Here is a 25,624-nt window from a genome sequence, read left to right as displayed (position 1 = left end):
GACATTCTAATTTATACGAAAGCCCTGCTTTTTGCAAAAGTAAACAAAAAAGTGAATTCTTTTCTGTTCGTTCATAAAGATATTATCTTTGCGCTGAAAACAAACACTAAATCTTAAATACATGAGATTCACAAGGCTTATTCTAGCGTTAACCAGTTTCCTTATATTGATCACGCAAACAGACCTATTTGCCTCAACCGTATTGCATAAAACTTCTATGGTTGATCTCTCAAATAACGCTATTATTTGCATGCATCAAGATCCGGATGGCTATTTGTGGATCGGGACTTACGACGGACTTAACTTATACAACGGAAAAGATACGTATGTATATCGTTTCGAATTAAATAACAAAAACTCTCTTTGTAGTAATATCATTCACAAAATATCCGACGCAGAACCCGGCTTTTTATGGATATCAACCTCTTTAGGTATCAATAAATTCTCACTAAAAGAACGGAAAGTCACCGAGTCTTTCCCCGGATACATGGAATGCGATCTATTGGCCTCCGATTCATCCGGCATCACGCTCGCTATTTGTAAGGAAAACAGAATCTCTTGCTACACCCCATCTAGCGATGGGTTCCGGGACCTGCCGAGAGAAGGAGTAGGCCCTCAAACCGTACGTACCTTATTCGCCGGGACGGACGGACATTTTTATTTATTATTAGCCTCGGGCATACTGAAAAAGTTGACTCCGGATTTCTCCGATACTACTTTTAATTTGCTATCGGAAGAACGCCAATTCCATAATAAACCGATCTTATCCGCATTTTACGAGAATAATCATATTTTCATAGTAGATACCGACAATAAATTATATCGACAGCATGTAGACGGAAAGGGGAAAGAATTCCTGTTCGATCTGCCTGAAATGACAAAACAATATGGTAACATCATCAAGATATGCACCTTCCAATCCAATGTGTATATCGTTTTCCGTAACGGCAATATTCTAGACCTAAGCCAACCGGAAAACACGATAAATATGGGCATCGGTATCTTTTGCCTAATGAACGATAAAAGGCAGGAGATTCTCTGGTTGGGAACAGACGGGCAAGGTATACGGATGTTTTATGACAAACCCGATCTTTTCGGCTCTATCTTACTCAAGGATTTACCGATTAATATACAGAACCCCATACGTTCTTTATATACAGACGATGATCAATCCCTTTGGCTCGGGACAAAAGGAGACGGTATTGTCCGGATACAAGCGTATGACACTTACCATAACAAAAAGATGATCCCACAAAGCGCTATCACGCATTTTACCACCGCCGACGGCCTATCCAGCAACCGTGTGTATTGCTTCCAAAAAAGCGAGTACCATCCATGTATCTGGATTGGCACGGAAGGCCCGGGACTGACCTATTATTCGTATAAAGAGAAACGAATAAAAACGATACCGCAACGAGAAGACACCACCCCTCTACGCTATGTCCACTCTATTTGCGAGGTAGATGATTCCACATTATGGCTAGCGACAACGGGTAACGGATTGCAAAAGGTTACCTTACATATAGATAAAGCCGTACCTACAATCGGGAAGGTACAAACCTTCCCGTTAAAAAACGGAAAGAACATCTGTAAAGAAATCCAATCGATGGTATATGACAACGACTCTACCCTGTTCCTCGGGAGCCGTGGCGGTTACGGAGTCATTCGTTTCAATATTTTCAATCAAGGATATGAATTCCTGCAAACCAACAATTTAAGAAACCCGGCCATTGGAGATGTGCTTTCCGTATGCCAGACCGAAGATTCCACGTTTTATGCAGGCGCCAGCTCCGGTCTCACCCGGATTAAATTCAGAGGGGGAAAGATGCGTTTACGCCAATTCGATAAAAGCGACGGGATCGTAAACGACATGATCCATGGTATCCATGAGGGGAACGATAGCTGTATCTGGCTTAGTACCAATAAAGGTCTCACCAAATATAATCCCCGGAACAACTTTTTCCATAATTATCATCAGCCTTACTTTAGCGTCACGGAATTCTCTGATGACGCTTATTGGAAATGCCCATACTCCGAGCGTTTATTCTTTGGAGGCATCAACGGATTAGTCTGGGTAAATAAACAAACGGAGCCGGAGCATACCTATCAACCCGAATTAAGTTTCTTCGAGTTGCAAATGGATAAACAAATCCTTCCATTATATAAGGACATCAGCCGGAACGGTGTAACGGTTCCGGCTGATGTGCAATCGTTAACGATTGCGTTCGTCGCTCCGGATTACATCAACGGGGAGAATTACGAGTATTCGTATCAGTTGGTCAACTATAATTCCTCTTGGGAAAAATTGCAAAAGACAAACAAGGTAACTTTCATGAACCTACCGTACGGGGAATATTTGCTGAAAGTCCGTTATCGCAACGATGTCATTGATTCGTCAGCAAAAGAATACACTCTACCTATCAAGGTATTACCTCCTATTTATCTAAGCTCGTTAGCCATTTTCACGTATCTTTTTATCGGTACAGTTTTGCTCATCATCGCCACCTATCGTATCCATCACCAAATACTAAAGAAACAGAAGCAGATCGCAGACAAGATCAAGGAGGAGCAAAAAGAGAAGCTATACGAGTCCAAGCTGAATTTCTTTACCCACATTACGCATGAGCTATGCACCCCGCTTACCTTGATCAATGGCGTGGAGAATTATATCCAAGCCTATGCCGCCACCTCAAAAGACAAGACATTAGAAAAATACACTTCAGTCCTCCGGGAAAATGTAGAGGAACTGAACGGACTTATCCAAGAAATCCTTGATTTCCGAAAAGCGGAAGACGCAGGATTCAGTCATACGCACATCCGGAGAGTATCCGTATCCTCTCTTTTGCGAACTCAATTCGAATGGTTTTACCCACTATCCGAGCAACACCAAATCCAATTCAAGATCGATGCTCCCAAAGAGCTTTATTGGAATACGGATTCCGTCTATTTCAAGAAGATCCTAGCAAATCTGATTTCCAACGCATTTAAGTATACGGAAGACGGGGGCACGGTTCGTATCTCCTTACATGAGGAGGAGAACTTCCTCGTCCTTAAAGTTTACAACACCGGCAAAGGAATCGAGGAGGCAGACATGCAAAATATTTTCGACCGATATCGTATCCTTGGCACGATGGATAACGATGATAACAGGCAAAATACGACACGGAATGGCCTCGGCTTATTTATCTGTCACAGCCTCGTACAATCCTTAGGTGGTAAAATCGACATAGAGAGTGAGGTCGGCCAATATGCTGAATTTACAGTTACCTTACCTTTTGGCATCGTAGAGGAGACCTCAGACAACACGATAGACGAAGAGATTCCCGTATCGCTTCCTTCCCCAAACACGGATATACAAGAGCCGCAAATCTCACATACGGCACAAAAAGAGACGGAAGATAAACCGATGATACTCGTTATCGACGATCATAAAGACATCGTCTGGTTAATCACGGAAACCCTCTCTTCCGAATATCAGGTTCAAGAAGCTTATAATGCGGAAAAGGCTCTGGAATTCCTCAAACAATACACTCCGTCCCTTATCATCACCGATATCATGATGCCTAATATGGACGGATTAGAATTGATCTCGCTTATCAAAGAAAATAAATATACCCGCCATATCCCGCTTATTATCATCTCTGCTAAAATATCAGACCAAGAGCAAGCGGCAGGACTTAATATCGGAGCGGATGCCTATCTAACCAAGCCTTTCTCGCCAACAGTTCTCCTATCCGTCGTGAATCGATTGATGACTAACCAAAGAGAATTAAAAGAGTATTTCTATTCTCCGGAAAGTGCTTATCAATATACGGAAGGGCAATTATTACATCAAGAAGACAAGGAATTCCTTGACACCGTAACCTCTATCATCAAAGAAAATGTCAGCAAGGAAGGACTCGGTCCCGAGCTGGTAGCGGACGCATTGAATATAAACACTCGCATCTTATATCGTCGTTTCAAGAAAATATCTACTATGACGCCGAGTGATTTTATAAAGGATTATAGGTTAAACTATGCAGCGCAATTACTCGTGAATACCAACATGAGCGTTCAGGAAATTATTTATAATGTAGGAATTTCTAACAAATCATACTTCTATAGGGAATTTGCCCGTAAATATAACATGACACCTAAGGAATACCGCACAAAAGAGGCATAAATCATTGATTCCTAAATAGTGTCATAATCTACCAAAAGAGTATCATAATCTGCTATATGCATTTCATGACACTTCTTTGGCATTTCAAAGCACTCTTCAATTCGTTAAGACCTATTAATATTGCTGTCGAATAGCAAAGCAAACCGCTTGTGTGTATTCTTCCTTCGGGAAGCACATTATTAACTTTTAATTTAATGTTTTTATGGAAAAAAAGAGTGAAGGTAAGACGAGGAAATGCCTGACTTTATTAGGTGGACGAACCTCTTTGTTACTTTGTTTATCTTTAATGTTTCAGTCCTCTTATGCGGCCGGAGATTCTACTGTTCCTGAAATGGGAAACATGGAGATTCATCAGATCGCACAGCAAAGTTCAACCATTAAAGGTGTAGTAAAAGACCAAAAGGGTGAACCTCTGATTGGCGTTAGTATTGTTGTGAAAGGAACCACGAACGGAACAGCTTCGGACTTTGACGGAAATTTCACCTTGGATGTGCCGGATAACAGCACATTGGTATTTTCCTTCATCGGCTTCAAACCCCAAGAAGTTCGTTATACCGGGCAAAAAACATTGAACATAGTCTTAGCTGAAGACTCTGAGACACTAGACGAGGTAGTAGTCGTTGGCTACGGTTCCCAAAAGAAAGGTGAGATCACCTCATCCGTTACCAGCGTGAAAGCATCCGACTTTAACAAGGCACCGGTAGTGAACCCGATGCAATTGGTGGAAGGACGTGTAGCTGGTCTGACTGTATCACGTGGTAGCACCGACCCTAATGGCGAGGTAAAAGTACAGATGCGTGGTGCCTCATCTCTGAAAGGTAGCAATGAGCCTCTCGTTATTATTGACGGTATGCCGGGTAATATGACTTCTTTGAACGCTATCGCACCCGAGGATATCGAGGCGATCGACGTATTGAAAGACGGTTCCGCAGCCGCTATCTACGGAACCCGGGGTAATAACGGTGTGATCATCGTCTCCACGAGACGTCCGCAAGCCGGAACTACTCAAGTGGATTACTCAGGATATATCATGCACGAGGCGGTTTATAAACGACCGGAAATCTTAAATGGAGACGAGTTCGTCGCTTATGGCAAAGAAACTAACAACGCCAATATCCGCGACTTTGGTGGACGGGATAACCATTACGACGCTTTATTGAATAAGAGTAATTTCACCCATGTACACAACTTGACCGCTACAGGTGGTAATGGTAAGACAAACTATCGCGCTTCTTTAAATTACAAAAAGAATGATGGTATGATCCGTAACACCAGCCGTGAAACGATCAATGGCTCTATCGCCGTGAACCACCGTGCGTTTGATGATAAACTACAGCTTTCTTTCAATCTAGCAAACTCTTTCGTGAAAGTGGACGCAGTTTCCGATGATGTGGATAAGGTAGGAGATATCCCTAATTACGGCATATTATACCAGGCTATCCGTATCAACCCGACGATGCCTATTTATAAGGAAGACGGCTCCTTCTGGGAAACTTACAGCGGTTACGAAGATTTCAACCCGGTAGCCCGCATATACCAGCGTACCAAGAAAAAGGAATTCAAGAATTTATTGGCGAACTTCAAGGCTCAATATGAGATTATCCCCGGTTTGACAGCCGCCGCTTTCTTCGCTATGGAGAAGAACGATGCGTTAACTAACGATTATAGTATGCGTGAGGAATATAGCCAACATAAAGACGGTACAAACGGACGCGCCAAAAAAGAATATTATCAGAATACCAACCGTACCACTGAATGGACAGCAAACTACAATACTTCCATCAACGGCGTACACAATATTACCGGTTTGCTGGGATACAGTTACCAAGATTTTGAATACGAGCAATTCAGCGCCGAGAACAAGAACTTCTTGACGGACGTATTCGGTACCAATAACCTAGAAGCCGGCGGTTACCTAAAAGATGGTAAGGCCGAGATGAAGAGTAAAAAAGAGACCAGCAAACTGATCGCCTTCTTCGCCCGCGCCAACTATAATTACGACGGTAAATACATGGCCAGCGCCTCTATCCGCCGTGAAGGTTCCACGAAGTTCGGAGCGAACAACAAATGGGCTTGGTTCCCCTCTGTCAGCGCAGGCTGGATGATCTCTCGTGAGGACTTCATGGAGAGCCAAGAAGTGTTCGACGTATTGAAATTCCGTGCCGGTTTCGGTATCACGGGTAGTTTGCCTACCGATCCGTATATGTCTCTCGCTACCTACGGTACAGGCGCTGGAGCTTGGAACGCTTACACCGGTTCATGGCTAACCGCCACTTACGGTCCGAATATCAACCCGAATCCAGATTTGAAATGGGAGAAGAATGAATCCTTGAACGTAGGTTTCGACTTCGGCTTGCTAGGTGGACGCCTAAATGGTACGATCGATTGGTATAGTCGTACGACTCGCGACTTGATCAGTAGCTACAATGCCCAACAGCCATCTTTGATCTACAACACGATCACCACCAACGTAGGCACGATGAGAAATAGAGGTATAGAATTAGCATTAAACGCAGAGGTCGTAAAGACTAAGGATTTCTCTTACACGGCTAATTTCACGTTCTCATACGAGAATAATAAATTGACATCTTTGTCTAACGACGTGTACAAATCTTCTTACGAGGATCAATATGACCTGCCCTCTCCGGGCAACCCGGGCAAGGCTTACCGCCTACAAGAAGGACAGCCGATCGCATCATTCTTCGGTTATGTATGCGATGGCATCAACCCGGACGGAACTTGGAATCTTCGCGACATAGACGGAAAGGAAGGTCTGTCTGACGCTGACCGTACCTTTATCGGTAACGGTTTGCCGAAATTCAAGGCTGGTTTGCAGAACACGTTTACCTATAAGAACTTTGACTTCAGCTTCTTCCTGCGCGGTATGTTTGATTATGACGTATTGAACGAGGGTGCTATTTATTTCGGAACGACTGTCAATATCGATCAGTCTGGCACAAACGTATATAAGGATGCCTTGAAGAACAAGGTAACAGAGCAACCATTGTTCTCTTCTTATTATCTAGAGAAAGGGAACTTCTTGAAGATCGATAACGTGACACTAGGTTATACATTCAACTTCAAAAATAATAAATATGTGCGCAACTTACGTATTTATGGTAATGTCACCAATCTTGCGACTATTACAGGATACTCAGGTTTAACCCCTGACGTAAACGTAACAGGACTACAAGCAGGTATAGAGAAGCGCGGATCTTATCCCACCACCCGTACCTTCACGTTTGGCGTTAATTTTGGATTCTAATTAAGTAACAATAGATTTAAGACAATACAATGAAAGCTTTAAAAAATATATGCGCAATTTCATTATTGCTGGGAGCTACCGCATTTACCTCTTGTACGGACCTGACAGAGGAAATACATAGCTCGGTAATCGCTGAAAATTATTACAACAATGCAGGCGAGGTAATGGCCGCCATGATGCGTCCATGGGGGCACTTCTGTGGAACCATGCAAGTAGCCCAATCGCCTTGGTCATGTAACGAGTTATCTTCCGACTGTGCCGCATGGCCTCAAAAAGGTCGCCACGGCTATGACAATGGAGACTGGATTCGCTTACACCGCCATCAATGGATTCCTACGGATGGTCAAGTAGTGGATGCTTGGAAAAAATTATTTGAAGGTATCGGATATGCTAACAACTTCCTTACAGATACAGAGAATATAGATTTTGAAGCACTCCAAGTTCCAATGTCTAAAGCACAAGCACAATCGGAGATGCGTGTATATCGCGCTTACTGTTATTGGTATGTGATGGATATGTTCGGTACGGCTCCAATTTGCGAGAAAATCGGTGAAATCAATCCTTCCTCCAAATCTCGCGCAGAGTTATTCGCTTGGATCGAAAAAGAGTTAAACGAGAGTATTCCTTCTTTGTCAGAGAGTAAAACAGAGACCTACGGACGTGTATCCAAATGGGGGGCTTACGCATTACTGGCTCGTCTCTATTTGAATGCGGAAATTTATACTGGACAAGCACGCTGGGATGATTGTATCGCTGCTTGCGATGAATTAGCTAAGGGAGGTTTCGCATTGGATAAGAAGTGGAACGACACTTTCCGTGCGGATAACGACAAGCGATCTACCGAGATTATCTGGTCAATCGTGTATGATGAAGTATATGCCAAAGGAATGGGCTGGTATCAACGTTGGTTGCATTACGCACACCAAACTGGCTGGGATTTGCAATCCGGTCCTTGGAACGGCTTGGTGACGCAACCTACCTTTTATGACTCATTCGCTGACAACGACTTGAGAAAAATTGAGGGTTTCTTGATCGGTAAGCAATATCCTCGCAAAGTAGATGAAAACGGTAATTACTACTACGACACGACCGCAGAGCCTTTGAAAGGTTCAGAGGAGTACAATGGGCAGGATTTGGTATTCGTAAACTACATTAAGTCCATGACCGAGGGCGAAGAAAACAGCGGTGCTCGCTCTATCAAGTATGAGATCCAACCGGGTACTACCGGCGATATGAACAACGACTGGGTGATGTTCCGTTATTCCGAGGTTATCTATAACAAAGCGGAGGCCTTGATGCGTAAGAACGGGGGCAAAGCAACGCAAGAAGTGGTAGATATGATCAACAGCGTTCGTCAACGTTCTTTCAAGGCAGAGGATTGGGAGAAAGCGAAATATACGACCGCTACTCTGACCATGGATGAGTTCTTGGCCGAAAAAGGTAGAGAGTTTGCTTTCGAAGGAATCCGCCGTACAGACTTGGTTCGTTTCAACAAGTTCGTAACCACTTCTTGGTGGGACAAGACTGCATCCAACGAACCAAAGCGTAATATCTTCCCTATTCCGCAAAGACAATTGGATGCTAACGCAAACTTATCTCCGAACGAGGCTAACTCATTGTTCTAAATATCAACTAAGTATAGTAGAAATCCATTATTAACAAATTAGCACTTGACAATGATAGAGGACTACTATACTTATTGATCTGAAAATATAAAAGGTTACCTTTGTCACTATCAAAGGTTATCCTTGGAACTATCAAAGGTGGCCTTTTATGTTTCATCCTTTTCTAACTAATTGATACGACATGATAAATCTCAAGAAATCGATGTGTTGCCTTTTTCTGGCAGCCAGCTCAACAGTAGCGATCGCACAGACTAATGTAGTTGATCTTGTAAACCCGATCATCGGGACAAATGGAATGGGACATACATTCCCGGGCGCTTGCGTACCCTTCGGACTCGTGCAACTCAGTCCGGATACGGATACCATACCGCACAACGTAGACGGTAAATACCAACCTCGCTCCTACGAGTATTGCGCCGGCTATCAACATAAGGATAGCAGCATCGTAGGTTTCAGCCACACCCACTTCAGCGGTACCGGCCACTCCGACCTAGGAGACATCTTGATTATGCCTACCACCGGAACGTTGAAGCTAAATCCCGGTACAGCCACGAATCCCGATGGCGGTTACCGTTCCCGCTTCTCGCATGACACCGAGATATCCCGTCCCGGATACTATGAGGTGATGCTCGCCGATTATGGCGTAAAGGCGCAACTAACCACTACCCAACGGGCCGGCATCCACAAATACACATACCCTACGAACAGTGAGAACCAACGCATTATCCTTGATATGATTCACGGGATCTATAACTATGACGGCAAAGTTCTTTGGACCAATATTCGCGTAGAGAACGATACGCTGGTAACCGGCTATCGTATTACAAACGGTTGGGCACGTACCAACTATACTTATTTCGCCATGTCTTTCTCCAAACCGATCACGCATTACGGATGCGAAGAGAAAGCGAAAGTTAATTATCGGGGCGGTTATGCCAAGTTCAATATGAAAGAGAACTTCCCGGATATCGGAGGACGTAAGATCGTCGCTTATTTTGATTTCGATCCGAAAATGTCTGATGAGTTGGAAGTGAAAGTCGCCCTTTCCGGAGTCAGCACCGAGGGAGCCTTAAAAAATCTACGTGCCGAGGCTTCCGGTGCGGACTTCAACCAATTAGCCGCCAAAGCCTCCGATACTTGGAATAAGGCGCTCTCCGTCATCGACGCGAAAGGAAGCGATGACCAATTGGCTATGCTTTACACCTCCTTGTATCACACGATGATCAATCCTTGCGTATACACAGACGTTGACGGTCAATACCGCGGACTCGACCATAATATCCATCAAGCGGACGGATTCACGAACTATACCGTATTCTCCGTATGGGATACGTATCGTGCCCTACATCCCCTGTTCAATATCATCAACCGACAAGTCAACACGGATATCGCCAAATCCATGTTGAAACATTGCGAGCAAAGCGTTCATCATGCCTTGCCGATCTGGAGCCATATGGCAAACGAGAACTGGTGCATGATCGGTTATCACTCCGTCTCTGTCTTGGCGGATGCTATCGCCAAAGGATTACCGATTGATAAAGACGCCGCGTTAAAAGCGATGATCAGCAGTTCTACGATTCCGTATTATGAGGGAACCAAAGAGTTTATGGAATTAGGTTATGTTCCTTTAGATCGCAACGGTAGCGCAGGCTCCTTGACTTTGGAGTATGCTTATGATGATTGGACAATCTATAATACAGCTTTATTAGCGGGAAACCGATCCGTGGCCGATACCTATAAAAAGCGTGCGTCCAATTACGCGAATGTATTCGATACCTCGATCGGATATGCCCGTCCCCGTTATACGAATGGTAAATTCAAAGAGGACTTCAGTTTGTTAAGCACGCACGGTGAAGGGTTTATCGAGGGAAATGCCTTGAATTATTCCTTCTATGTCCCTCAAGATGTCAATGGTATGATTCAGTTGATGGGAGGCGAGCAAGCATTCATCACTAAAATGGATTCCTTATTCACGATGCATCTTCCTGATGAGTTCTTTGCCGAGACCGAAGACGTAACCAAAGAAGGATTACTAGGAGGTTATGTACACGGCAACGAACCCAGCCATCACATCCCATTCTTATACACATGGACCAGCCAGCCTTGGAAAACCCAATACTGGCAACGTGAGATCATGAATAAGATGTATCGCAACAATATCGACGGCCTTTGCGGTAACGACGACTGCGGCCAGATGTCCGCTTGGTATATCCTTTCCGCCATGGGATTCTATCCGGTTTGCCCGGGTACGGATCAATACGTATTAGGCGCTCCCTACCTTCCATATATGAAGGTTCGCTTGGAGAATGGTAAGACTTTCGAGGTAAAAGCCGATAAAGTCAGCGACAAGAACCGTTATGTAAAAGCGGTAAAGCTAAACGGGAAACCCTATACCAAAGGATACATCACGCAGGATGACATCTTGAACGGCGGAACGCTCACTTTCGAGATGACTTCCAGCCCGAACAAAAAGCGATTGTTCAACGGAGAGGATCGTCCTTATTCACTGACAGATTAGCCTATTTTCACCTAAAAACAGATGAGACTTATGAGATATAAACAATTAATCAGCGGTGCTTTCCTGCTGTGGACTTGCATCGCTTGCTCCGGCAAAAAGGAACAGGCGGCTACCGTAGCGGAAGCTCCCCCTACTCCTTGGGATAATTATTACATCGGAAAGATTGATTTCGAGAATCTTTCCCCCGAGGCTAAGGGCTCGGCGATCTATGCCGCCGTTATCCCTGATCCGGAAGCTTATATTACCAAGCACGCCCGCAAGGTCGTAGAAACGCTTTATTTCACTCCGGAAGATAGTATCCCGGGCATCGAGGAGATCCACTATACATTAAAGGAATACGACGGGGTATCCGCGAAAGACGGAGCGCCCCCTTCCATCAGTATCGTATACAGCACGAAATGGATCGAGAAAAGTTTTGCCAATAACGACACCGCGAAAGTGGATTACGAGACCCGTGGCGTATTATACCATGAGCTGACGCATGGTTTCCAATTGGAGCCTCAAGGCATAGGTAGCTATGGGACTAATAAGACTTTCTGGGCCATGATAGAAGGTGTGGCGGATGCCGTAAGATACCTAAACGGCGGTTTTACCTTGGAAGATCGTCCCAAAGGCGGCCATTATATGGATGGTTACCGCACGACAGGCTTCTTCCTCGCATGGCTTACGCAAACCAAAAACCCGGATTTCCTGCGGAAGTTCAACCGAAGCACATTAGAAGTTATTCCTTGGTCGTTCGATGGTGGCGTGAAATACGCGCTCGGCAATGATTACGACATAGACTCCTTATGGAAAGAATATATGGCAACGATGGGAGATGAAGCGTAGCCCCGGCAAAGGCTACGACCAACGGCGGTAACACTCAACAAGTTACCGCCGTTCTTTTATAGTATCACTCCCGACCTTCCGCCAATAGGCATTATAAGGTCGCAACAATGCCCATCGTAAGCTCCTTATACTGCCCATCCTAACAACCTTACAATGGGCATTGTTACATTATTCCCCTAAAACACCTTCCTTATTTGCATTTCCGTAAACATATATCTACTTTTGCGAAAAAGTAAATATGGAACTTTATACCCGAATCCTGTTGCCGAAAGCACGATTCTCTTTCTCGTATGAGGACCGGGTCGTGATGATGGGCTCCTGCTTCGCCGAGAATATCGGGCGGAAGCTGGAAGAGAATAAGTTCTCCGTAGATATAAACCCATTCGGTACTCTGTATAACCCGGCTTCCGTAGCGGAAGGATTGAGGATGCTGCTACGCCCGGAGCGTTTCACTCCCGGCGATTTATTCCAGCATGAGGGCATATACCATAGTTTTACCCATCATAGCCGTTTCTCCGCTCCCTCGGAAGAAGAATGCCTAGGCCATATAAACAGCCGCTTATCCGAATCCTCCGATTTCCTGCGAAAAGCGACCCGGTTGGTAATCACGTTGGGAACCGCTTTCGTCTACCGCCTCAAGAGCGACGGGCGAATCGTGTCGAATTGCCATAAGCTACCGGAAAAGATGTTCGACCGGCAACGATTATCCACGCAAGAGATCGTCGAGGACTGGAAACCTCTGTTACTAGCCCTTTGGGAACAAAATCCCGCCTTGAAAATCTTATTTACCGTAAGTCCGATCCGCCACTGGAAAGACGGGGCGCACGAGAACCAACTCAGCAAAGCTACCCTATTGCTAGCCACGGACGCCTTACAGAAAGATTATCCCGACCGAATCGCCTACTTCCCCGCTTATGAGATCCTTATGGACGAGCTCCGGGATTATCGTTTCTATGCGGACGATATGCTCCATCCCTCCCCATTGGCCATTGATTATATTTGGCAACGTTTTATCGAAAATTTCTTATCCACAGACACTTCGGCAATCCTTAAAGAATGGGGTGATATTCAAAAAGCTATTAACCATAAGCCCTTTCAACCGGATAGCGAGGCCTATAAGCGGTTTATACTTCAAACTTTGTTAAAGATGGAACGAATTAGCGAGAAAATTCCTTCCTTTGATATCAGAAAAGAGATCGAAATAGTAAAGTCTAAACTAAAATAAAAGAATGGAATACGCAATTAAAGAAATAGCAAGAGTTATCGGTGCTAAAACAAACCAATTGCTTGACGATACGGTCAGTTTGCTGTTGACAGATAGCCGTCGTCTCTCCTTCCCGGAAAAAAGCCTCTTCTTCGCCTTGAAAACCAAGACGAACGACGGACATAGATATATACAGGAACTCTATAAACTTCGTGTTCGCAACTTCGTGGTAAGCGATATGCTACCGGAGTTCGAGAGCATGAAGGATGCGAACTTCCTGATCGTAAAAGATACGTTACGGGCTTTACAAAAGCTGGCCACCCACCACAGGAAGCAATTCAATATCCCCGTGATCGGCATCACCGGTAGCAACGGAAAGACGATCGTAAAGGAATTCCTCTATCAACTGTTGCATAACGAGTTCAACATCGTACGTTCGCCCCGGAGCTACAACTCCCAGTTGGGGGTTCCTCTCTCGGTATGGCAGATGAGCGAGAAAAATACACTGGGCATCTTCGAGGCCGGTATCTCACAACCGGACGAGATGGAACGCCTGCAACCCATTATCGCCCCCACGATCGGTATCATCACGAATATCGGGGAGGCTCATCAAGAGAATTTCCTCTCCTCCAATCAGAAATGTATGGAGAAGCTGACGCTTTTCAATGATTGCGAAGCCATTATTTATGATGGGGATGATTTATTTATCGCCAATTGTATCGAATCGGCTTGCCTTTCCCATAAAGCGATCGCATGGAGCCGTACGGACTCCGAGGCTCCTTTGTTTATCGAGTCTATCGATAAGAAAGAGTTTGAGACGATCATTCACTGTACTTTACTGGGCTTCAACCGGGTCGTTACCATTCCGTTCACGGACGACGCTTCTATCGAGAACGTGATCCATTGTATGGCGGTTATGCTTTACCTAAAACCCACCAGCGTAAACGACGTAACAAAATTCTTGCATCTTGAGCCGGTGGCTATGCGATTGGACGTAAAGCAAGGTATCAACAATTGCCTGTTGATAAATGATACCTATAACTCGGATATCAACTCCTTGGATATCGCGCTCGATTTCCAACAAAGCCGCCGGGTAGGCAAGCAATTAAAGAGCACTTTAATCCTCTCCGATATCCTTCAATCGGGTACCTTGCCGAAATCTCTATATAAGAAGGTCGCCGATTTGGTTCGCCGTAAGAAGATAGATCGTATCATCGGTATCGGCCGCGACTTAAAGGAATATGCTTCCGTCTTCGAGATCGAGAAGGAGTTTTACACAACCACCGAGGAATTTATCAAGTCTCCTTCCTTCAAGAAATTCAAGGATGAGTTGATCTTGATTAAAGGTTCCCGCCATTTCCATTTCGAGCAGATCTCCGAGTTGTTGGAGAAGAAAGTGCATGAGACGATCCTAGAGGTAAATCTGGACGCGATCGTACACAACTTCAATCAGTATCGTTCCAAGCTAAAGCCGGAGACTAAGATGGTTTGTATGGTAAAAGCTTTTGGTTATGGAGCCGGCTCTTACGAGTTGGCGAAGACCCTTCAAGAACATCGTTGCGACTATCTGGCCGTGGCGGTAGCCGACGAGGGAGCCGAATTGCGTAAAGAAGGCATCTCGATCCCCATTATCGTCATGAATCCGGAATTCAGCAGTTTCAATGTCTTGTTCGAGAACCATCTGGAACCGGAAGTCTATAGCTTCCGCCTATTGGATGCCATGATCCGGGAGACCGAGCGCAGAGGGATCACCTCTTACCCTATCCATATCAAGATCGATACCGGCATGCATCGCCTAGGGTTTCAACCGGAGGATGTCCCGGCGATCTGTGAACGCTTGATAGCGCAATCCGGGGTTATCGCCCGTTCGGTCTTCTCTCATTTAGCCGGAAGCGACTCGTACGTCTTCGATGATTTTACCCATCAACAATTGGATAAATTCACCAAAGCCGCAGGGGAACTAGAAAGCGGGTTAGAGTATAAGGTAATCAAACATATCCTAAACTCTGCGGGAATCGAGCGTTTCGCCGCTTATCAAATGGATATGGTACGTTTAGGTATCGGTTTATATGGAGTAAGCGCATCCGGACAAAAAGGCTTACGGAATGTCAGCACCTTGAAGACAACGATCTTACAAATACAAAACGTACCCGCAGGGGATTCGATCGGTTATAGCCGTATGAGTTATGTGAAACGTGATTCCCGGATCGCTATCATCCCGATCGGATACGCCGACGGACTGGATCGCCACTTCAGCAACGGAGGTGGGGAAGTCTTGATCAATGGACAACGCTGTCCGATTATCGGCAACATCTGCATGGACGCTTGCATGATCGACGTCACCGACACGCATGCGCAAGAAGGCGACGCCGTAATTATTTTCGGCGACGAACTACCGGTGAGCGAACTTTCGGATAAACTGAAAACAATCCCTTATGAGATATTAACCTCTATCTCGCCTCGGGTAAAGAGGGTTTATTTCCGGGAATAAGAAGTAGCCGCCAACAAAGAATGGCTCTACCTTGTTTTAATATCAAGGCACATATTCAAATGTCAGGCTATGATATTCATTTGCGTATGTTGCACATTTTGTGTATGTTTGTGCCGTAATTAATAAACAAGAGGTATGAGTCATAATTTATTGAAAGGCAAGAGAGGCATTATCTTCGGTGCTCTGAACGATATGTCTATCGCCTGGAAAGTGGCAGAAAGAGCCGTAGAGGAAGGTGCGACTATCACGTTAAGCAATACGCCTATCGCTGTTCGTATGGGTCAGGTAGATGCTTTGGCGGAGAAGTTGAATGCGCAGGTAATCCCGGCGGACGCAACCAGCGTAGAGGATCTGGAGACCGTATTTGCGAAGTCAGTGGAAATATTAGGTGGTAAAATAGATTTCGTTTTACATTCTATCGGTATGAGTCCGAACGTACGCAAGAAACGTACGTACGATGATCTGGACTATGGAATGCTGGAAAAGACGTTGGATATCTCCGCTATTTCTTTCCACAAGATGCTACAGGTAGCTAAGAAACAAGACGCTATCGCCGAGAATGGTTCCGTAGTGGCATTAAGTTATGTGGCCGCCCAGCGCACGTTCTTCGGATACAACGATATGGCGGACGCTAAGAGCCTGTTGGAATCTATCGCCCGTAGTTTCGGTTACATCTATGGCCGTGAGAAAGGCGTACGTGTGAACACGATCTCCCAATCCCCGACAATGACAACCGCAGGTAGTGGCGTGAAGGGAATGGAACACTTGATGGACTTTTCTAACAAAATGAGTCCACTGGGTAACGCCAACGCTGACGAATGCGCGGACTATTGCGTAATGATGTTCTCCGACTTTACCCGCAAGGTAACGATGCAGAACCTATACCACGATGGTGGTTTCTCAAGCATGGGTATGAGCCTCCGGGCCATGAACCAATATAGTAAAGGATTAGAGGAATATACAGACGAGAACGGACACATTATCTACGGCTAATATGTTAGTGAGAATCTATCCGGAGAATCCGAATCAAAAAGAAATAGACAAGGTCGTCAAAGTCCTGCAGGACGGCGGCCTTGTCGTTTATCCTACCGACACGGTTTACGCGATCGGTTGCGATGCGTTAAACGTGCGTGCGGTAGAGAAAATATGTCAGATGAAAGGAGTTAATCCACAGAAAAGCAACCTGTCTATCATCTGCTACGACCTGTCTAATCTTAGTGAATACGCCAAGGTAAGCAACGCCGCTTTCAAACTGATGAAGAAACATCTGCCCGGTCCTTTCACCTTTATCTTACCCACCAGCAGCGAGCTTCCAAAGATTTACAAGAACCGGAAAGAAGTCGGAATCCGTGTACCGGACAATAACATTACCCGTACATTGGTACAATCCTTGGGAAATCCAATCCTAACCATGTCCATCCGTGACGAGGATGAGGTGATCGAATATACGACAGATCCGGAATTGATACACGAGAAATACGAGCATCAAGTGGATATCGTAATCGATGGCGGTTTCGGAGGATTGGAAGCCTCTACGGTTATAGATTGCACGACGGATAATTTCGAGATCGTACGTCAAGGCAAAGGAGAATTGTAGCTATCCACCACGATTTGTATTCGCTCCTCCGGCAGATTAGCAGGGAACTCCAAGCTTATTTCTTGTTGGTCACCCGGCATTAGCGTAATATAGTTATCCGAATAATGTACCGGTAAGATTCGTTTGCCTGTCTCCTTATCAAAGACCTTGATACGGTTGAAGAACGAGATCTGCGAATCAGCGCTCAGACGGACTGTACCTACGAAATTCGAGCCTTCCTTCTTGATCTCGGTCTTGATATCCGGTCTTGACTTCGGAAGTTGAGATAAGCTGGTGTAGTCTTTCGGCTCGGTTGTCAGCCAATAAATATTGGGAACGTCCGCATTCAAAGCCAGCCGTAAGAAATAAGCGCCTTGGATCCCTTCCGGAACGGGGATATCCAATAATTCCTGTACCGTATTCGCCTTGGAGCTCGCTCTCGTCTCTTTCTCCCAAAGCAGTTTGCCTTCCAGATTATAAATACGGGCTATAATCGATAAATCCGTATAATCTTTCAGGGTCGTATTCAACAATCCCGCCTTACGGGTTACCGGGTTATAATAGGCATGTAAAGGTTCACAGCCTTTCCGGGTTCCGTACAAGGAAGCATTTACATCGAGAGACCAATCATACATTTGCCCCCGCAAGGATGTCCATGGATTCTGGGTTTTCCAGATCAAGATACCCGTATACCAATCCCACATATGAGAGGCCCAGCCTTCCATAAAACTACGATATTGGTCATAATTCACGACTTGGGCATACTTACAATAGGTCTCGATATCTTTCACCTCCCCATATCGCTCCAGATGATCGCCATAGCCCAGATCCTTATGATAGCGCCACGTATAATTACGAGTAAAACCTTTCCTTGGGAAACCGGCCAAATCCTGTTCCGTCATCATCTCCCGCATACTCTCGACCTCCGGGGAACCAACCGATCCGGCTTCCGGATTAAACGGATGCGAACGGAAGCTAAAGAACCATTCCGGCTCTTGTATACCGTAAGGACCATCCCCATTATCCCCCAAATAATTCCGGGTAAACAACGTATCTGTAGAGAAACTCACGAAAAGACGTTCCGGATCTAACCGGGGGAAAACCTCCTTTCTCAAACATTGATCGATATCTTTCGCTAAAGGCCATTCATTCGCCCCACACCAGAAACAAAGGCTCGGATGGTTACGGATCATTTTCACTTGATCTTCCACGGAGGCGATAAATAAATCATGATTATCGGGATATTCCCAACGACGTTCTCGGGAATCCATTTTGGTCGGGTCCTCCCAAGCGCCATTGCAATCACCACTGCCCCACAGATCTTGAAAGACTAAGATACCGAACTCATCACAGGCGTTATAGAATTCCGGTCGTTCCACCAACGCACCTCCCCATACACGGATCATACGCAGATTCATTTCCGCGTGGAAACGTACCTCATCCCGATAACGTTCCGGAGAAAGACGAAGCAGCCAATCGGAATTAATATAGTTACCACCCGTGACGTATATTTTCTGTCCGTTCACGAAGAAACGGCGTCCCCCGTTATCCGGGCATTTATCGGAAGTAATCTCCCGGATACCGTAACGCAGCCGTTCCCTGTCACTCACTTGATTCCCAATCTCAAAAGAGAGGTTCATATCATATAAAGGCTGCTCACCGATACCGCTAGGCCACCATAAACGAGGATTCTTTACCGCTAAAGGATTCAAGGATACCGTTTTCTTCTCGAATGGCGATAAAGTAACTGGCTGGGTTAAGCGGGTTCCGTTCGTCTCACAAACCAATAGTCCTTTTAAGGAAGTGCTCCCGGTATTCTCTAGCTCGACAGAGGTATTCACAAAAGCCTCCCTTTGAGTTTTCGTTTCCGGATCACGTACGCCGGGTACCTTGGTCACGACATAAGGAGAAGAGAGGCATACCGGCCCGGTTGTCGTAATAGAGACCTCATCCCAAATACCCGTATTCCGGTCACGTACCGGTTGTATCCAGTCCCAACCCGGCGTATATTGCATCGTATTATTCCGGGCGATCTGCCCATCGCCACCTTGTCCGCCATTCGGATTTCCGGCATGTGTAGGTGGATAAACCAATACCGCTAATACATTAGGGGCATCCGTACGAAGATAAGGGGTTATATTAAAAATCTTCCTCAAGAACATGCCCTCATGGGTATTTCGATTGATCCGCTTACCATTTAAAAAGATTTCCGCCTTATAATTAATGCCCCGGAAATTTAACCAGACATTACGTCCCTCTGGTAAATTATTGATAGTAAACTGACGAGTAAACCAATAAGTATAGAAATCATTGCCGACCTCATGTATATCGGGTATCAGATTGTTATTCAAGCCGAACTCGGGAGCCGGATACATATGGTTCTCCAAAAGTGTAGTCAATACCGTGCCTGGCACACGGGCCGGTAACCATCCTGTTTTATCCAAAGGCGCCGCGCTCAACCGGTTCCCATCCATTTTCACTTCATTCGCTTTCCGGGCATACCAATCTGAGTGAATCAAGGTTTTCTCTCCCGGCTCAGGAATCGCCAACAAGGCTTGCTCCTCTGCTGATACGGGCTTTAACCAGCAAGCCAGACAAAGCCAACAAAATAAATAAATACATCTGTTCATCATATAATCTTAGATTTATCCTTCTAAAGTACTACAAAATTCAGAAGGGCCTCTTCGCAAACTCGAAGAAGCCCTTTCATTACATATTATTTAACAATAAAACCTATTAATGCCGATTAGAAATTACCTACACCAGCCTTATCCCACCATACATGAGTGCCACCTTTATCACCGGAGATCGAACCCGTATTCTCTTGGTTCAGCAGCTCGATACCTTTTTGATATTCCACGGTATTCGTATTATCCTCATTATCGGAATACAATAAACGACGAACCTGTTCATTCGTATCAATATCCCCATTACTCTTATTCACGCGGTTCGGGAATAATTTCGGATAACCTGTACGACGAAATTCCGCCCAAGCCTCGCAAGACAACGGGAAGTTCGCAATCCATTTCTGTGTGATAATACGTTGTAATTTCTTCTCATTAGTCGCACTCTCATCCCACTTAACCGTAATATCATTCTGAGCCTTGATGCTGTTTTGACCATTAACCGGGTCGACGAAGTCCTTTTGTGTTGTCGTGCCACTGATATAGGCATCGATCTCTGTTTCTGAAATTGAACTTACTCCGGCCAGACTTCCCTTATAAGCCAACTGATTCTTAATAGAAACACGGATACCTTGCTCATACAGTTCCTTCGCCGTACCTCCCATGTTACTCCAACCACGCAACGCACCTTCCGCACGCAAGAAATAACCTTCGGCTGCCATCATTACCGGTAAAGCTGTTGTATAAGAACAAACGATCTTCGAGAAGTTACCCCATTGATTCGGTTTAGCAGGCAAGTCACAGCCGCCACGAATACCTAAATATTGAGTACCGGATGCAATCGTCTTCCCATCCTCACATTCAACATCAGCTTGGTTCTTCGTCATATACAGCGGTAAGCGAGGATCTTGGAATCCTTCCAGTATCGTGGTTAAGTTAGCGTTCATGCCACTATCTCCCCATTCGAACATACGAGTTTGCTCATTACTCAAACTCTTATTGATCAATACATCCTGCTTTAAGATAGCGCCCTTGGCAGCCTCTTCAGCTTTTTGTTTAGCTAAAGTCGGGTCGGCCTTCACGATACGCAAGGCTGCACGTAGCTTTAATTGATTGGCTACTTGAATCCACATATCCAAATCGCCATTACACCAATAGTCGAATGACTGTCTCTCCTCCAATGTGGATTTCGGACTCTGGAAATCTTGAAGCGCTTTATCTAACAATTCGAAAATGGAGTTATAAATGCTCTGCTGTGTATCATAAGAGAACGAAGCACCATTTGTCGGATCTTCGATGCAAGACGTATAAGCTACCGGGCCGTAAACATCCGTCAACATCTGGACCGCATAAGCCTGAACAACACGCATCATTCCCGCATAGTCTGTCAATCCTTGTTCGTCACAAGAGGCGATCAAACGACGTGTATTATTGAATATGTGCAAATAAACATTCTCGTACATACCTCCACAAAAACTACGATTCAACGCATAATCCACGTTACCGGAACCATTGAAATTATGTGGTGTCATGAAATAACCGCTAAACAAGTCTACGTTCAAACTAAAGCAGTACTGGAACAAGTTCTGTTGCGGAGCATATACATAAGACAGCGGTTCTTTAAACTGCGCAGAGAAAGGAAGAGTGTTCGGGTCTACCTCATACTGATCGGTATTCAATGTCTCAAAATCGTCTGTACAGCTCACGGTTGTTAATCCTGTGCTAAAAGCTAAAGCTGATACAGCCGCATATTTTAGAATTCTATTTAGTTTCATAAGTAATACCTGTAAGATTTAGAAATTAAGTTTTAAGTTCAAACCAAAGCTACGGGTTGTCGGCAACGCAAACATATCGATACCCTGCCAGCCATTACCCGTTCCAGCAGCTACATCCGGATCCATCGGAGCATCCTTATAGAAGAAGAACAAGTTACGTCCAATGATAGAAGCGGTCAAGTTTTTACCTGCGCCAAACAAGTTGCGGAAGGTATAACCAAATGATAACTCACGCAAACGAACATTAGTTGCGTCATATACGTACTGGGAAGTCAAGATATTAGAGTTGTAGCTTGTACCACCGGTAGTTGAATAATACAATTGCGGGTCAAATTGTACTCCATCGACCTCTACAAAACCTGCGTCACGAGCCAAACCAGAACGTTCGGAAACGCCCCAACCATCCATGGTAGCCTCAGTCATCGACAAGACCTTACCGCCAACCTTCGCATCGATTAAGAATGACAACGTGAAATCTTTATAGTGGAAGGTATTAGTCCAACCCATGTTCACTTTCGCATTCATATCGCCCGCATAAACAAGATCTTTATTATCGGATCCAGCTAATACAGGGGCACCGGTATCAGAGACAATAGGCTTTCCGTTATCATCACGTTGTAAGTCGCGAACATAAAGGTCTCCGAAATGCCCACCTTCTTTCAAGAGCACTTTGGCACCTGTACAATAACTTGTCAGGTTCCACTCGGAAAGCTCGTCGGCCAACTCTATAATCTTGTTATTATTGTAAGAGAAGTTAAAGTTCGTGCTCCAGCTGAAATTATCCGTAAATTGATTATACCAACCTAGACTAACCTCGAAACCTTGATTCTGTACGTTACCAGCATTAATATAACGGCTCTTCAAACCAGTTTCCCATGGAGCGGAGATGTCAAAATATTGATTCTTGGTATTTGTCTTATAATAGGTCAAATTTACGTTGAAACGATTCTGGAAGAATGTACCATCAAAGCCGACTTCCAACGAATTTGTCTTTTCTGGTTTCAACGTACGGAAAGATGATTTTTCCGGCGGATTCAACGCTCCTTGATCTCCTAATGTATAACGCTCGTTGGTCACACCGATAGGCACATCGTTACCTACAATAGAATAAGAAGCACGTAACTTGAATAAATCCACGTTCTTGCCGAAATCAATAAATCTATCCAACAAAACACTTGCTCCAACAGACGGATAGAAGAATGAAACACCATCTGTAAACGCCAATGTTGAGGACCAGTCGTTACGGGCACTAACATCGATAAACAGACCTTCCTTATAACCAAATTGGGCAGTAGCAAACACTGAATTCAAACGTTTCTCGGCCAAAGTCTTTGTAGTCTGTAATTTATAATAGTTAGCCGGAGAGAAGATATTAGGATAGTAAGCACCACTTGTAATCACGCCCGCATCGTTAACAGAGAACTGAGAATCACCCCAACCGATCAATTCTAAAGAAGAACTTTTTGTCTTTTGGTAGCTTCCACCTGCAGTTACAGACAAAGAATAAGTATCCTCCCAAGTCTTATTATATTGGGCCAACAAGTCACCATAAGTCTGCTCGCTATTCACGCGTGTGTCTTTCATCGTACCCAGCAAGTTACGGCCTGCCGTACTAGACGCATATTCATTCAAGTTCCATGTCTCATCACCACGTTCATAGCGCAGGCGACCTGTAACGGAAAGACCTTCCATTATGTCATACTTGACACTACCGCCAAACTCATAGCGATTACGATAAGAAACCGGTTTTTGGCGATTCAACATCCAGTATGGATTGGAGAACTGCTCTTGAGCGGTATTTGTCCAATTGTGTACATTTATATTTCTTGTACCATCGTACACCTCATAGTTACTCTTATAATAATCCCAGTCCTCTCCTCTTGGAAACAAGTAAGCGCCCAAAGTAGGATTACCTACATAACCGGCAGTCGGCTGGTTTTCAATATGCTGATTATTATAACGAGCAGACACGTCTACATGAAGTTTTGTCCATAGGTTAAAGCCAACCTTCGCTAGCAAGTTATGGCTCATATATGTATTCTCCGGAACGATACCATTAGAAGATACATTCGCATAAGAAAAATAAGATGAGATATTATCATTACCACCAGCCAACGAGATAGAGTTGTTGGTCGTATAGCCAAGATTATAATAATCCTTCGCATAGTTTGGAGAAGAAGAAGCAAGCTTATCGCCCCAGCTAAACGTTCCTTGGTTACTTACGCCATAAGAATTCTGGAACTTCGGTAACACCATCGGAGTCTCAACCGTCGTATTGCTAGATACATTTATAGCGACTTTTCCAGACTGCGACGACTTAGTCGTAACCATAATGGCTCCGTTGGCAGCGACCGCACCATACAAAGCAGCGGCGGAAGCACCTTTCAACAAGGTAATCTGAGCGATATCGTCCGGGTTGATAGTAGACATGGCATCACCACCGTCACGACCACCACCATAAGATCCATCAATCTGTGAATCCGAGACATTCATCATCATAGGAACACCATCCACAACGATCAACGGCTGATTATTACCACTAATAGATTTATTACCACGGAACAAGATCTTAGAAGAACCACCCGCACCCGTAGAGTTCGGGGTAATCTGCAAACCAGCGCTCTTTCCTTGTAAAGAGTTGATCATATTCACATTCTTAATCTCGTTCAAGTCCTTACCGCCTACCGTTTGTGCGGAATAAGTCAAAGTCTTTGATTCACGTTTGATACCCATCGCTGTTACGACAACCTCATCCAAAGCCTCTGCGTCTGAAACCATCGTAACATCGATTTTCGTACGGCCATTCACTGGCTCCTCAATCGTTTTCATACTCAAATAAGAGAATACCAAAATAGAGTTTGCGTCAGCCTCTAAGGTATATTTTCCATCAAAATCAGTAATGGTACCGGTTGTAGTACCTTTTACTAACACGTTCACTCCTGTTAGTGGTTCATTTAGATCCTTGTCAATGACGACACCACTAATCGTTAGTTTCTGTGCATATCCTGTAACACACAGAAAAAACGCCAATAATAAGATAAATGACTTTCTCATGAAAAATCGTTTTTGATTTAAGTGATTCTACATTTGTGCTTTTTTAATTTTCATACTCTTTTTAGAGAGATCGGGCTCTCTTTTCTTTCTTTTTTAGTGCATAGGCATTTACTCTTTTTTGTTTAAAGTTATTATTATATTCATACAAAAATCTCTTTCTATTTAAAATCAAACGGTTATATTTTAAATAATAATAACAACGTAGTATCATTAGAACTAAGTCGTTTTCATGTTTTGACAGACAAATATATATATAATAACTATACATACAAGTTAAAACGTAACAAAAATCAGTATGTTCCTCACTTTTTCAGGTGTTTGCGATAACACATAGTCAAATTTTCATCATGCCTCAATAAATTAAATATGTTAATTTGATTTAGTTCTAATGAAACTAACAACAAATTTCAATTAACATAATTTTCCTTCATTATCTTCTTCCTCCTATAACATCCAATCACTATCTGACTATCATCTTGGAATAAAATTACAGCTCTATTTA

The 25,624-nt window shown here is 44.4% G+C and carries 12 protein-coding genes; 9 read left to right on the top strand and 3 right to left on the bottom strand.

Going from position 1 to position 25,624, the window contains the following annotated elements; translation table 11 throughout:
* Positions 1–121: 121 nt before the first annotated feature.
* From NBH07_RS20835 to NBH07_RS20795, 9 genes are all read left to right on the top strand, one after another.
* On the top strand, positions 122–4,162 hold the full coding sequence (locus NBH07_RS20835; RefSeq protein ID WP_039848532.1) for a hybrid sensor histidine kinase/response regulator transcription factor: 4,041 nt from the start codon (positions 122–124) through the stop codon (positions 4,160–4,162).
* Positions 4,163–4,364: 202 nt separating this feature from the next.
* The gene (locus NBH07_RS20830) at positions 4,365–7,427 is read left to right on the top strand and encodes a SusC/RagA family TonB-linked outer membrane protein (protein ID WP_009016819.1); all 3,063 of its coding nucleotides are present in this window, start codon (positions 4,365–4,367) and stop codon (positions 7,425–7,427) included.
* 29 nt (positions 7,428–7,456) lie between these two features.
* Positions 7,457–9,052: a RagB/SusD family nutrient uptake outer membrane protein gene (locus NBH07_RS20825; RefSeq protein ID WP_009016818.1), complete on the top strand. Its 1,596-nt coding sequence runs from the start codon at positions 7,457–7,459 to the stop codon at positions 9,050–9,052.
* A 181-nt stretch (positions 9,053–9,233) separates the two neighbouring features.
* Positions 9,234–11,570: a GH92 family glycosyl hydrolase gene (locus tag NBH07_RS20820; RefSeq protein WP_009016817.1), complete on the top strand. Its 2,337-nt coding sequence runs from the start codon at positions 9,234–9,236 to the stop codon at positions 11,568–11,570.
* Positions 11,571–11,600: 30 nt separating this feature from the next.
* On the top strand, positions 11,601–12,398 hold the full coding sequence (locus NBH07_RS20815) for a basic secretory family protein (protein WP_009016816.1): 798 nt from the start codon (positions 11,601–11,603) through the stop codon (positions 12,396–12,398).
* Positions 12,399–12,636: 238 nt separating this feature from the next.
* Entirely contained in the window at positions 12,637–13,623 is a 987-nt protein-coding gene (locus NBH07_RS20810; protein WP_008779137.1) for a GSCFA domain-containing protein, read from the top strand.
* 4 nt (positions 13,624–13,627) lie between these two features.
* A complete protein-coding gene (locus NBH07_RS20805) occupies positions 13,628–16,093 on the top strand; it encodes a bifunctional UDP-N-acetylmuramoyl-tripeptide:D-alanyl-D-alanine ligase/alanine racemase (protein ID WP_009016815.1) in 2,466 nt (821 codons plus the stop codon).
* Between the two features lie 135 nt (positions 16,094–16,228).
* Positions 16,229–17,086, top strand: a complete 858-nt coding sequence (locus tag NBH07_RS20800) for an enoyl-ACP reductase FabI (RefSeq protein WP_005859732.1) — start codon at positions 16,229–16,231, stop codon at positions 17,084–17,086.
* Between the two features lies 1 nt (position 17,087).
* Positions 17,088–17,690: an L-threonylcarbamoyladenylate synthase gene (locus tag NBH07_RS20795; protein ID WP_005867379.1), complete on the top strand. Its 603-nt coding sequence runs from the start codon at positions 17,088–17,090 to the stop codon at positions 17,688–17,690.
* Here the strand turns inward: NBH07_RS20795 and NBH07_RS20790 are convergent.
* The 3 genes from NBH07_RS20790 to NBH07_RS20780 all read right to left on the bottom strand — a co-directional run bounded on the left by NBH07_RS20790 (position 17,669) and on the right by NBH07_RS20780 (position 25,122).
* On the bottom strand, positions 17,669–20,302 hold the full coding sequence (locus NBH07_RS20790) for a glycoside hydrolase family 2 protein (RefSeq protein WP_009016814.1): 2,634 nt from the start codon (positions 20,300–20,302) through the stop codon (positions 17,669–17,671). The genes NBH07_RS20795 and NBH07_RS20790 overlap by 22 nt on opposite strands.
* Positions 20,303–20,415: 113 nt before the next feature.
* The gene (locus NBH07_RS20785) at positions 20,416–22,068 is read right to left on the bottom strand and encodes a SusD/RagB family nutrient-binding outer membrane lipoprotein (protein ID WP_009016813.1); all 1,653 of its coding nucleotides are present in this window, start codon (positions 22,066–22,068) and stop codon (positions 20,416–20,418) included.
* A gap of 18 nt (positions 22,069–22,086) precedes the next feature.
* Positions 22,087–25,122 carry a SusC/RagA family TonB-linked outer membrane protein gene (locus NBH07_RS20780; RefSeq protein ID WP_005867376.1) on the bottom strand — a complete coding sequence of 1,012 codons (3,036 nt, stop codon included), beginning with the start codon at positions 25,120–25,122 and terminating at the stop codon, positions 22,087–22,089.
* Between the last annotated feature and the right edge of the window lie 502 nt (positions 25,123–25,624).

Source organism: Parabacteroides sp. B2-S-102, from assembly GCF_023656665.1.
GTDB lineage: Bacteria > Bacteroidota > Bacteroidia > Bacteroidales > Tannerellaceae > Parabacteroides > Parabacteroides distasonis.
The sequence above is the reverse complement of the archived record's forward strand: the minus strand, read 5'-3'. Positions and strand labels throughout refer to the sequence as shown.

Bases quoted from the DNA above. Each gene is read 5' to 3' on its own strand.
- NBH07_RS20785 (WP_009016813.1), bottom strand. From the start codon at position 22,068: ATGAAACTAAATAGAATTCTAAAATATGCGGCTGTATCAGCTTTAGCT.
- NBH07_RS20780 (WP_005867376.1), bottom strand. From the start codon at position 25,122: ATGAGAAAGTCATTTATCTTATTATTGGCGTTTTTTCTGTGTGTTACA.
- NBH07_RS20830 (WP_009016819.1), top strand. From the start codon at position 4,365: ATGGAAAAAAAGAGTGAAGGTAAGACGAGGAAATGCCTGACTTTATTA.
- NBH07_RS20800 (WP_005859732.1), top strand. From the start codon at position 16,229: ATGAGTCATAATTTATTGAAAGGCAAGAGAGGCATTATCTTCGGTGCT.
- NBH07_RS20815 (WP_009016816.1), top strand. From the start codon at position 11,601: ATGAGATATAAACAATTAATCAGCGGTGCTTTCCTGCTGTGGACTTGC.
- NBH07_RS20810 (WP_008779137.1), top strand. From the start codon at position 12,637: ATGGAACTTTATACCCGAATCCTGTTGCCGAAAGCACGATTCTCTTTC.
- NBH07_RS20805 (WP_009016815.1), top strand. From the start codon at position 13,628: ATGGAATACGCAATTAAAGAAATAGCAAGAGTTATCGGTGCTAAAACA.
- NBH07_RS20835 (WP_039848532.1), top strand. From the start codon at position 122: ATGAGATTCACAAGGCTTATTCTAGCGTTAACCAGTTTCCTTATATTG.
- NBH07_RS20825 (WP_009016818.1), top strand. From the start codon at position 7,457: ATGAAAGCTTTAAAAAATATATGCGCAATTTCATTATTGCTGGGAGCT.
- NBH07_RS20795 (WP_005867379.1), top strand. From the start codon at position 17,088: ATGTTAGTGAGAATCTATCCGGAGAATCCGAATCAAAAAGAAATAGAC.
- NBH07_RS20790 (WP_009016814.1), bottom strand. From the start codon at position 20,302: ATGATGAACAGATGTATTTATTTATTTTGTTGGCTTTGTCTGGCTTGC.
- NBH07_RS20820 (WP_009016817.1), top strand. From the start codon at position 9,234: ATGATAAATCTCAAGAAATCGATGTGTTGCCTTTTTCTGGCAGCCAGC.